11 protein-coding genes and 1 riboswitch are annotated in these 11,407 nt (G+C 57.0%); of the genes, 10 read left to right on the top strand and 1 reads right to left on the bottom strand.

The features are described from left to right. Positions 1-94 precede the first annotated feature (94 nt). The gene (gene apbC / locus RT120_RS01225) at positions 95-1,204 is read left to right on the top strand and encodes an iron-sulfur cluster carrier protein ApbC (RefSeq protein ID WP_312978472.1); all 1,110 of its coding nucleotides are present in this window, start codon (positions 95-97) and stop codon (positions 1,202-1,204) included. Positions 1,205-1,209: 5 nt separating this feature from the next. On the opposite strand, the gene RT120_RS01230 is transcribed toward apbC, so the two are convergent. Further along, positions 1,210-1,695: a GNAT family N-acetyltransferase gene (locus tag RT120_RS01230; RefSeq protein WP_312978473.1), complete on the bottom strand. Its 486-nt coding sequence runs from the start codon at positions 1,693-1,695 to the stop codon at positions 1,210-1,212. A gap of 62 nt (positions 1,696-1,757) precedes the next feature. On the opposite strand from RT120_RS01230, the gene RT120_RS01235 reads away from it, so the two are divergent. From RT120_RS01235 to RT120_RS01275, 9 genes are all read left to right on the top strand, one after another. Beyond that, the gene (locus RT120_RS01235) at positions 1,758-3,446 is read left to right on the top strand and encodes a sensor histidine kinase (protein ID WP_312978475.1); all 1,689 of its coding nucleotides are present in this window, start codon (positions 1,758-1,760) and stop codon (positions 3,444-3,446) included. After that, a complete protein-coding gene (gene btsR / locus RT120_RS01240; protein WP_312978477.1) occupies positions 3,440-4,159 on the top strand; it encodes a two-component system response regulator BtsR in 720 nt (239 codons plus the stop codon). The genes RT120_RS01235 and btsR overlap by 7 nt, the downstream gene beginning before the upstream one ends. 75 nt (positions 4,160-4,234) lie before the next feature. Further along, positions 4,235-4,708 (top strand): DUF1456 family protein, encoded by a 474-nt coding sequence (locus RT120_RS01245; RefSeq protein ID WP_312978817.1) that lies wholly within the window; start codon positions 4,235-4,237, stop codon positions 4,706-4,708. A 112-nt stretch (positions 4,709-4,820) separates the two neighbouring features. After that, positions 4,821-6,620, top strand: a complete 1,800-nt coding sequence (locus RT120_RS01250) for a carbon starvation protein A (RefSeq protein WP_312978479.1) — start codon at positions 4,821-4,823, stop codon at positions 6,618-6,620. A 109-nt stretch (positions 6,621-6,729) separates the two neighbouring features. Continuing rightward, positions 6,730-6,826, top strand: a riboswitch (TPP riboswitch). Positions 6,827-6,860: 34 nt separating this feature from the next. Continuing rightward, positions 6,861-7,649, top strand: coding sequence for a hydroxyethylthiazole kinase (gene thiM, locus RT120_RS01255; RefSeq protein ID WP_312978481.1), 789 nt, complete (start codon positions 6,861-6,863; stop codon positions 7,647-7,649). Further along, positions 7,646-8,446 carry a bifunctional hydroxymethylpyrimidine kinase/phosphomethylpyrimidine kinase gene (gene thiD / locus RT120_RS01260; RefSeq protein ID WP_312978483.1) on the top strand — a complete coding sequence of 267 codons (801 nt, stop codon included), beginning with the start codon at positions 7,646-7,648 and terminating at the stop codon, positions 8,444-8,446. The genes thiM and thiD overlap by 4 nt, the downstream gene beginning before the upstream one ends. Positions 8,447-8,625: 179 nt before the next feature. Beyond that, positions 8,626-9,678, top strand: coding sequence for a class I fructose-bisphosphate aldolase (gene fbaB, locus RT120_RS01265; protein ID WP_312978485.1), 1,053 nt, complete (start codon positions 8,626-8,628; stop codon positions 9,676-9,678). 437 nt (positions 9,679-10,115) lie between these two features. After that, positions 10,116-10,661, top strand: coding sequence for a fimbrial protein (locus tag RT120_RS01270; protein WP_409515014.1), 546 nt, complete (start codon positions 10,116-10,118; stop codon positions 10,659-10,661). Between the two features lie 22 nt (positions 10,662-10,683). After that, entirely contained in the window at positions 10,684-11,406 is a 723-nt protein-coding gene (locus tag RT120_RS01275) for a molecular chaperone (RefSeq protein ID WP_312978489.1), read from the top strand. Position 11,407: the final 1 nt, after the last annotated feature.

Here is an 11,407-nt window from a genome sequence, read left to right on the forward strand (position 1 = left end):
GGTAACCCAAAAGCGAAGGCTGGGGGAATTATTCCCTTTTTGGTATGCTTAACGCTTCGAACCCTTATCAAAACACAATTACAAAGGAGTCGGGATGAGTCCTCAATCCCAGGCCAAATCCCCGGAAGCTTTGCGAGCCATCGTTGCCGGGACGCTGGCGAATTTCCAGCACCCCACCCTGAAACATAATCTCACCGCCCTGAAGGCGCTGCACCACGTGGCGTGGATGGATGACGTCATTCATATCGAACTGCAAATGCCGTTCGCCTGGCAGAGCGCGTTCGAAGAGCTGAAAGAGACGGCGAGCGCGGATCTGCTGCGCATTACCGGCGCAAAAGCCATCGACTGGAAACTGACCCATCAGATTGCCACCCTGAAGCGCGTGAAAAACCAGGCGGGCATCAACGGCGTGAAAAACATTATCGCCGTGAGCTCCGGCAAGGGCGGGGTAGGGAAATCTTCCACCTCGGTCAACCTGGCGCTGGCGCTGGCCGCCGAAGGGGCGAAAGTGGGCATTCTTGATGCCGACATTTATGGGCCGTCAATCCCGACCATGCTGGGCACCGAACACCAGCGCCCGACTTCGCCGGACGGCACCCATATGGCCCCGATTGTCGCTTACGGGCTTGCCAGCAACTCAATCGGCTATCTGGTGACTGACGATAACGCCATGGTGTGGCGCGGCCCGATGGCCAGCAAAGCGCTGATGCAGATGCTGTCTGAAACGTTATGGCCGGAACTGGATTACCTGGTGCTGGATATGCCCCCGGGCACCGGTGACATCCAGCTCACGCTGGCGCAGAACGTGCCGGTGACCGGCGCGGTGGTGGTGACCACGCCGCAGGACATCGCGCTAATCGACGCCAAAAAAGGCATCGTGATGTTCGAGAAAGTGGACGTGCCGGTGCTGGGCATTGTCGAAAACATGAGCATGCACGTGTGCAGCCAGTGCGGCCACCACGAGCCGATTTTCGGCACCGGCGGCGCGGAGAAACTGGCGGCGCAGTACAATACTTCGCTGCTCGGCCAACTGCCGCTGCACATCACGCTGCGTGAAGACCTCGACCGCGGTCAGCCGACGGTGGTGAGCCGCCCGGACAGCGAATTCACCCAGATTTACCGCCAACTGGCAGGGCGCGTTGCGGCGCAGCTCTACTGGCAGGGCGAAGTGATCCCGAGCGAAATCGCTTTCCGCGCGGTGTAACTGTATTAAGGCAGACGCGAGTCTGCCTTTTTTTGTTTCCAGTGCATCAGGTAATACTCACCTTCCGGGCTGTCGCCTGTTGATTCAATCTCCCACCCGTGACGCTGATAAAACGCCACCGCAGGCTCATTTTTCACCAGGCATTTCAACGCTCCGGTGCTGGTAAAATCTTCCTGCACCTTACGTAACAGCGCGCTGCCCGCGCCTGACCCCTGATACTGCGGGTCGATAAACAGGTTATGCAGAAAATTGTCATTCTCCAGCACCGAGGCAAAACCAACGCGGTGCCCGTCCTGTTCCGCTACCCAGATGGTTTCGCCGAGCGTGGCGGCGTCAAAATCTTCCAGTCGCCACTGGCTGGCATCCAGCCACGGCCAGGCCTCGCGCCGGGCGTGCAGGTAGAGGGTGCGTAAAAACGGTCGATCGGTCTCTTGCCACGGGCGGATTGTCAGGTCTGATTCAGAATTCGTCACTTTTTTGTGCATCTTCATAGAAAGTCTTTTGCGTGCCGGGTATCTTACGCGCTTTCAATCGAAAGCCCGGTGTGTGGAGTATGTACGAGTTTAACCTGGTGTTGTTGTTGCTCCAGCAAATGTGCGTTTTTTTGGTCATCGCGTGGTTGATGAGCAAGACGCGGTTGTTTATCCCATTGATGCAGGTCACCGTACGTCTGCCGCATAAGCTGCTGTGCTACGTCACATTCTCGATTTTCTGCATTCTCGGCACCTATTTCGGTTTACATATTGAAGACTCCATCGCCAATACCCGGGCGATTGGCGCGGTGATGGGCGGTTTATTGGGCGGGCCGGTGGTGGGCGGCCTGGTGGGCCTGACCGGCGGGTTGCACCGTTACTCCATGGGCGGCATGACGGCCTGGAGCTGCATGATTTCCACCATCGTCGAAGGGCTGCTGGGCGGGCTGGTGCACAGCGTGTTAATCCGCCGGGGCCGCAGCGATAAACTGTTCAGCCCGCTTACCGCCGGGGCAGTCACCTTTGTCGCCGAACTGGTGCAGATGATGATTATCCTGCTGATTGCCCGGCCTTATCACGATGCCCTCAAGCTGGTGGAAAGCATCGCCGCGCCGATGATCGTGACTAACACCGTAGGCGCAGCGCTGTTTATGCGTATCCTGCTGGATAAGCGCGCCATGTTCGAGAAATACACCTCGGCATTTTCCGCCACGGCGCTCAAGGTGGCGGCGTCCACCGAGGGGATATTGCGCCTCGGATTTAACGAAGAGAACAGCGCCAAAGTGGCCCACGTTATCTGGAAAGAACTGGATATCGGCGCGGTGGCCATCACCGACCGTGAAAAGCTGCTCGCCTTTACCGGCATCGGTGACGATCACCATCTGCCCGGTCGGCCTATTTCTTCTTCTTATACCTGGCGAGCGATTGAGTCCGGCGAGGTGGTCTATGCCGATGGCAACGAAGTGCCGTACCGCTGTTCGCTGCATCCGCACTGCAAGCTAGGCTCGACGCTGGTGATCCCGCTGTACGGCGAAAATCACCGGGTGATCGGCACGATCAAACTCTACGAAGCCAAAAACCGCCTGTTCAGCTCCATTAACCGCACCCTGGGGGAGGGGATTGCGCAGCTACTGTCGGCGCAAATTCTGGCGGGCCAGTACGAGCGGCAAAAAGCGCTGCTGACCCAGTCGGAAATCAAGCTGCTGCACGCCCAGGTGAACCCGCACTTTCTGTTTAACGCCCTGAACACCCTGATGGCGGTGATCCGCCGCGACAGCGAGCAGGCCGGGCAACTGGTGCAATATCTGTCGACCTTTTTCCGCAAAAACCTGAAGCGCCCTTCAGAGATCGTCACCCTTGCCGATGAGATTGAGCACGTTAACGCCTATCTGCAAATCGAAAAGGCGCGTTTCCAGGCGCATTTGCAGGTCACTTTGACGCTGCCTGCCGAGCTGGCACACGTCAGCTTACCGGCGTTTACCCTGCAACCCATCGTTGAGAATGCCATCAAACACGGCACGTCTCAGATGATGGACACTGGAAAAATTCAGCTCAGCGTCCGTCAACAGGGCGACTGGCTGGTAGTGGAAATTGAAGACAACGCCGGGCTGTATCAACCAAAACCGCATGCGAACGGTTTGGGGATGAGCCTGGTGGAAAAACGGCTGCGCGCCCGGTTTGGCGATGAGTGTTCCATGACCGTGAGCTGCGAGCCGGACCATTTTACCCGTATAACCCTACAACTACCGATGGTGGGATCCCCATGTTAAAGGTGCTTCTGGTTGATGATGAACCGCTGGCGCGCGAGAACTTGCGTTTTTTGCTCCAGGAACACAGCGATATCGACATTGTCGGCGAATGCGCCAACGCGGTAGAAGGCATCAGCGCGGTACACCGGCTGCGCCCCGACGTGCTGTTTCTTGATATCCAGATGCCGCGCATTTCCGGGTTGGAGATGGTGGGTATGCTCGACCCAAGCCACCGCCCCGGCATCGTGTTTCTCACCGCCTACGATGAGTACGCGGTAAAAGCCTTTGAAGAGCACGCCTTTGATTACCTGCTAAAACCCATTGAAGCCGGGCGGCTGGCGAAAACCCTCGACCGCCTGCGCCAGGAGCGCGCGCCGCAGGATGTGTCGCTGCTCAGCGCCAGCCAGCAGCACCTCAAATACATTCCCTGCACCGGGCACAGCCGCATCTGGCTATTACAGATGGAGGACGTGGCGTTTGTCAGCAGCCGGATGAGCGGGGTGTACGTCACCAGCGCCCAGGGACAGGAGGGCTTTACCGAGCTGACGCTACGCACCCTGGAAAGCCGCACGCCGCTGCTGCGCTGCCACCGGCAATATCTGGTGAATATGGCGCACCTGAAAGAAATCCGTCTTGAGGAGAACGGCCAGGCGGAGTTACTGCTACGCGACGGGCAAACCGTGCCGGTCAGCCGCCGCTATCTGAAATCCCTTAAAGAAGCGCTGGGGCTGTAGCGCGTTTTTATCGTCAGTGGGCCAGTGGAAAATGGTACACTGGTCTTTTCCCGCCGTATTAATGAGAACACGCCAGTGCTGAATAACGATATTTTACGTAGCCTTCGCTACACCCTGAAAATGAACAATAACGACATCATCTCCACCCTGGCGCTGGCGGATGTAGAAGTCAGCGCCGCGCAGGTGGTGCAGTACGTGAAAAAAGAGGAAGACGAAGGCTTTGCGCGCTGCCCGGATCTGATCCTCTCTTCGTTTTTAAACGGCCTGATTTACCTGCGTCGCGGCAAAGATGAGAGCCAGCCGCCGCTGAAAGCCGACCGTAAAATCACCAATAACATTATTCTCAAAAAGTTGCGCATTGCCTTTGAGCTGAAAACTGACGATATTCTGGCGATCCTCACCGAGCAGAAATTCCGCGTCTCGATGCCGGAAATCACCGCCATGATGCGTGCCCCGGAACATAAAAACTATCGCGAATGCGGCGATCAGTTTCTGCGTAATTTCCTCAAGGGACTGGCGAACCGCTTTAACCCCTCCGCCGCTCAGTAGCGGTTTCTGACCGCTTAGATTGCAATACGACCGCTGGAGCAAATCCCGCCTTATTGTGTGACATCGCCATGCCAGGATAACGCTGAATATTTTCTTATCCCTGGAGTTGGCTATGTCACACGCACTGACGTTTGTTATTGCGACCCTGTGTATCCTTGCCATTTGCTACCGTCTGTACGGCGTATTTTTTGTCCGTAAGGTACTGAACGCAGATGACAGCGAGGTTACCCCTTCGCATGTTTATGAGGACGGCAAAGACTACGTCCCGACTAAAAAATGGGTGAACTTCGGCAGCCACTTTGCCGCTATCGCCGCCGCAGGCCCGCTGGTAGGGCCGGTGCTGGCTGCCCAGTACGGTTATTTCCCTGGGTTCCTGTGGCTGCTGGTGGGCTGCGTGGTGGGCGGCGCGGTACACGATACCGTGGTGCTGTTCGCCTCCATGAAGCATCAGGGCAAATCCCTGTCTGAAGTGGCGAAATCCGAGCTTGGCCCGGTTGCGGGCTGGTGTACGGGCCTGGCGATGCTGTTTATCATCACCATCACGATGGCGGGGCTCTCCATGGTGGTGGTTCATGCTCTGGAGCGTAACCCGTGGGGCACCTTCGCGGTGTTTATGACTATCCCTGTCGCGATTGGTGTTGGCCTGTGGGAGCGTTTCACCGGTAGCATGCGTGGCGCGACCTGGGTCGGTATTCTGGTGATTTTCGGCTGTGTGATCGCCGGGCCGTACATCCAGGCTTCTGCGTTTGGCGAATGGCTGAGCCTGAAAGCCTCAACCGTCAGCCTGGTGCTGCCGTTCTACGCCTTCTTCGCCACCGCATTGCCGGTCTGGATGCTGTTAACCCCGCGCGGTTACCTGTCCAGCTTTATGAAAATCGGCGTGTTTGGCGCGCTGGTGATTGGCGTGGTGTTTATTAACCCGGAAATCCAGTTCCCGGCGGTGACGCAGTTCATCCACGGTAACGGTCCGGTGCTGGCCGGTCCGGTCTGGCCGTTTATCTCCATCACCATCGCCTGTGGCGCGATCTCTGGTTTCCATGCGTTTATCGGTTCCGGCACCACGCCGAAACAGATCGACAAATGGAATGATATCCTGCCGGTCGCGTTCGGTGCCATGTGCGCTGAATGCGTGGTGGGCGTCATGGCCCTGATCGCCGCTACCGCGCTGCATCCGGCGGACTACTTCGCCATCAACTCCGCGCCGCAGGTGTTTGCCGGTCTGGGTATGGATGTGGTTAACCTGCCGAAACTGAGCGAAGAAATTGGTCTGGATTTATACGGGCGTACCGGCGGGGCAGTAACCCTGGCGGTAGGCATGGCGGACATTTTTACCCGCATTCCGTGGTTCAGCAATCTGGCGTCTTACTTCTTCCAGTTTGTGGTGATGTTCGAAGCGGTATTTATCCTCACGGCGGTTGACTCCGGTACCCGCGTGGCGCGCTATTTGCTGCAAGATTTCTTCGGCGACCTGTGGGCTCCGCTGAAACGCACCAACTGGATGCCTGGCGCGATTGGTTGCAGCATCGTTGCCTGCTTACTGTGGGGCTACCTACTGAATTCCGGCGATATCAACTCCGTCTGGGCGCTGTTTGGCGTCTCTAACCAGCTGATGGCGTCGATTGGCCTGATGATTGGCGCGACCATCATCATGCGGATGTCGAAAAAACGCTGGTATGCGCTGACCTGCCTGGTACCGCTCTCCTACCTGTACATCACCGTAAACTACGCGGCGTACTGGATGGTGAAAAACGTCTATTTCAACTCTGCGGCCAAAGGCTTCAACATCTTCAACGGCACGATTTCCATCATTATGGTGGTGCTGGGGCTGGTGATTATGATTTCCTCTATCCAACGCTGGATTGTGCTGTGGCGCGCCCGCGCGCAGCCGGAGCCGGTTGAAGCGCTGTCCTGATTACTATGAAAACGAAAAGCCAGGGGAAACTCTGGCTTTTTCTTTTGCCGCTCACGCCCCGTCCGCGCAAGGCTTGCTTTTGAAAAGGCGCTTCCTTATCCTTCATGCGTAACTTGACTCGGGGTGCCCTTCTTTGTGAAGGCTGAGAAATACCCGTACCACCTGATCTGGATAATGCCAGCGTAGGGAAGTCAGATACCTGCCGGGTATCCCTTCTTCACAGCCTGGCAGGAGCGAAACATGCAACCTGACCTGCTTTCCCCCGCGCATACCGCGCACGTCGCCAGCCTGCTGGCCGCACATTCGCCACTCGTTCACTGTCTTACCAATCAAGTCGTGCAGTCTTTTACTGCCAACGTGCTGCTCGCCGTAGGCGCGTCCCCCGCTATGGTGGTGGATCACGAAGAAGCGCTGGCGTTTAGCGCCATTGCCGATGCGCTGCTGATCAATATCGGCACGCTGACCCGGGAACAGGCGCTGGCGATGCGGGCGGCGATTGACGGCGCTAACCGCGCGGGCAAACCCTGGACGCTCGACCCGGTTGCCGTAGGCCCGCTGGCGTTTCGCAGCCGCTTTGCCCGGGAGATCCTCGCTCAGAAACCTGCGGCTATCCGCGGTAACGCTTCGGAAATCCTCGCGCTGGCGGGTAATGGCGCAGGCGGGCGCGGCGTGGATACCACCCAGGGTGCGCAGGAAGCGTTAAGCGCGGCCTGCGAACTGGCCCGGCAAACCGGGGCGATAGTGGCGGTGACCGGCGAGGTGGATTACGTCACTGATGGCGAGCGTACCCTGGCGGTTACCGGCGGCGACCCGCTGATGACGCGAGTGGTAGGCACCGGCTGCGCCTTATCGGCGGTGGTCGCCACAGCCTGCGCCTTGCCGGGTTCGCGGCTGGACAACGTCGCGGCGTCCTGCGGAATTTTCGCCCAGGCCGGCAAGCGGGCGGCTACGCAATGCCAGGGGCCGGGCAGCTTTCCGGCCGCTTTTCTCGACGCGCTGTCTCTCCTGCACAAGGAGGCGGCACGATGAAACGCATTAACGCATTGACCATTGCCGGTACCGATCCCAGCGGCGGCGCGGGTATCCAGGCAGATTTAAAAACCTTTTCCGCGCTGGGCGCTTATGGCGCGACGGTGATCACCGCGCTGGTGGCGCAAAACACCTGCGGCGTGCAGTCGGTTTGTCGCATTGAGCCGCATTTCGTGGCGGCGCAGCTTGATTCCGTGTTCAGCGATTTACGTATTGATACCGTGAAAATCGGCATGCTGGCGGAAACGGATATCGTCGATGCCGTGGCCGAACGGCTGACGCATTATCGGGTTGCCAATGTGGTGCTGGACACGGTGATGCTGGCGAAGAGCGGGGATCCGCTGCTGTCGCCATCGGCGGTGGCGACCCTGCGTGAGCGGCTATTGCCCCACGTCGCGCTGATCACGCCAAACTTACCCGAAGCCGCCGCGCTGCTGGATACGCCCCATGCCCGCAACGAGCAGGAGATGCACCATCAGGGTGAAGCGCTGCTGGCACTCGGCTGTGAAGCGGTGCTGATGAAAGGCGGTCATCTCGACGACCCGGAAAGCCCCGACTGGCTGTTTACCCGCGATAGTGCAACACGCTTTACCGCGCCGCGCATCGCCACTAAAAACACCCACGGCACCGGCTGTACGTTGTCGGCGGCGCTGGCGGCGTTGCGCCCGCGCCATCAAAACTGGGCGGATACGGTGGTGGAAGCCAAAGCCTGGCTGTCGGCGGCGCTGGCGGCGGCGGACTCGCTGGAAGTGGGACAGGGCATCGGCCCGGTTCATCATTTTCACGCCTGGTGGTAATGCGCTTCATCTAAGTGATTGCCGTTAAGGTAGTTTTTCATTCTGTGAGCTGAAAGGATACAGGCGAAAACTGCGCCAGATGGTGGAAAATTACCCGTTTGCGTATCAGACTTAGTGCTGCCCGCGCCCTTGCGGGCATGGAACTTCTCACCTCACAGAGGACCTTACGGGAGCGTATTATGACTGATATTGCGCAGTTGCTTGGCAAAGAGGCCGATAGCCTGTTACAGCATCGTTGTATGACCATTCCGGCAGACAATCTTTACCTGCCCGGTGCGGATTATGTCGACCGAGTGATGGTTGACAACAACCGCCCGCCTGCGGTGCTGCGAAACATGCAAACCCTCTACAACACCGGGCGGCTGGCAGGGACGGGTTACCTGTCTATTCTGCCGGTTGACCAGGGCGTAGAGCATTCGGCAGGCGCCTCGTTTGCTGCCAACCCGCTCTATTTCGATCCGAAGAACATCGTTGAACTGGCGATTGAAGCGGGCTGTAACTGTGTTGCGTCAACCTATGGCGTGCTGGCCTCGGTGTCGCGCCGCTATGCCCACCGCATTCCGTTTTTGGTGAAGCTTAACCACAACGAAACCCTGAGCTACCCGAATACCTATGACCAGACGCTGTACGCCAGCGTCGAACAGGCTTTTAATCTCGGCGCGGTTGCCGTCGGCGCAACCATCTATTTTGGCTCTGAAGCGTCGCGTCGCCAGATTGAAGAAATTTCGGCGGCGTTTGAACGTGCTCATGAACTGGGTATGGTGACGGTGCTGTGGGCCTATCTGCGTAACGCCGGCTTCAAGAAAGACGGCGTTGATTACCACGTCAGCGCCGATTTAACCGGTCAGGCCAACCATCTGGCGGCCACCATCGGCGCGGATATCGTGAAGCAGAAGATGGCGGAAAATAACGGCGGCTATAAAGCGGTGAATTATGGTTATACCGACGAGCGCGTCTACAGCAAATTAACCAGCGACAACCCTATCGACCTGGTGCGTTATCAGTTGGCGAACTGCTATATGGGACGTGCCGGATTAATAAATTCCGGCGGCGCGTCGGGCGGCGAAGCCGATTTAACGGATGCGGTGAAAACGGCGGTGATTAATAAGCGTGCCGGAGGCATGGGATTAATTCTGGGGCGTAAAGCCTTTAAGAAATCCATGGCAGACGGCGTGAAGTTAATTAACGCCGTTCAGGATGTATATCTGGATGGTAAAGTGACCATCGCCTGATAAAGGGTATCAACCGGGCGGCGTTCATTATCCGCCCGGTTATCTATCATTATTAAATCCCCGCTACTCTCCATCAAATAGTGATGTTTTATTCTTAAATGAGCCGTTTAAGGAAAATAATTTTTACTATGCTTGCCATCATGGAAGCGCCTGTTAAAGATTAAGTGTCAGTTAAATCAAGTGGTTAACCATGAGTGAATTACTGTATCAGACGGTTATTCTTAATTAAACTCTGCCATAAATAGCCTTAATAAAATAAAGGTTTAAATCCGTAAGAAAATTCCTATTATAAAGCCAGCACCAGGGGAAGTTAATATTAACAGAAACGCCAGGTTTTAATTATCTGCATTTTAACGGTGCTGTCGATCAATGGCGCTGCATATCACTCATCAATAAGCAGAGCCGCTATTTATATACAAGGAATACCAATGAAAAACATGAATGTTTTAAAAAAAGGGTTCGCGCTGACGGGCGTGATGAGTTTATTCGCAGCTTGTTCAGTCATGGCTGATTCAGCAAACACCATTACTTTTCGGGGTGAAGTAACAGAGCAAACCTGTTCCGTTACCGTTAATGGTTCAGCCGCGCGTCCGGTGGTCCTGCTGCCGACGGTAAATAAAAGCGAACTGAGCGATCCGGCGGATACCGCAGGGCTGACGACGTTCACCATGGGCGTGAGCGGTTGCACGACGGGCCCCTCAGATATGCAACTTAAAACGCTGTTTATCGGCACCAACGTCACAGCCAGCGGCAACTTAGCGAATACCGGCGACGCGCAAAATGTTGAACTGCAACTGATGACAGACAGTACTGCCTCTATGGCAATCGATCTCCGTGCCATGCAGGCCGTTGACGGCATTGTCCTGCGCGCGGGTGAGACCGCTGGCGAGCACGATTTTGCGGTTCAGTACTTCACGCCAACCGGCAGCGCCACGGCAGGTACGGTGGTGAGCGCGGTGCAGTACGCCATCTCTTATCTTTAAGACGTAAGCAAGGAGCAGGGTGATGAATCCAGGGAGAGGTCTGCTGTTATGGGGGCTGTTGCTGACCAGCTTTACCAGTTTAGCGAGCGTGGTAATGACCGGAAACCGGGTGATTTACCCGTCATCGGCACGTGAAGTCAGCGTCCAGCTAACCAATCAGGATGCCTTTCCCAATGTCGTTCAGGCGTGGGTGGATGAAGGGAATGAATCCTCCACGCCCCAATCGGCGCGTGCGCCCTTTATGCTCACGCCGCCGATGTTTCGCCTTGCTCCGCACAGTGGGCACACGCTACGGCTGCGCTATACCGGCACGGCGGGCGCGACCGATCGCGAATCGCTTTACTGGCTGAATATTCTCCAAATCCCCCCGAGCGAGACGAATCAAACTAAAAACCAGTTGCTGGTGGTGCTGAAAACCCGCGTTAAGGTGCTGGTTCGCCCCGCATCGCTCAAGGGGAATCCGGCAAAAATGGAGGCCAGCACCCGCATCTGGCTGGAAGACCAGGGCCAGAAACGCTTTCTGAATTTACACAACGACAGCGGCTATTACCTGGCGCTCTCAAGCCTGAATCTGGCGGGGCCTGCCAGCAAAGCACAGCTCGTTTCACGGACCGTAGCGCCTTTCGAAACGCTACGCGTACCGGTCACGCTCAACCGTATCGCGCCTGACGCCACCATGACGTGGATTAACGATCAGGGCGCGGTAGTGACGCGCCCGGTGACGGCTGCCCGTCAGGCCGATTAAT

Source organism: Atlantibacter sp. (genome assembly GCF_032062175.1).
In the GTDB taxonomy this organism is placed as follows: Bacteria; Pseudomonadota; Gammaproteobacteria; order Enterobacterales; family Enterobacteriaceae; genus Atlantibacter.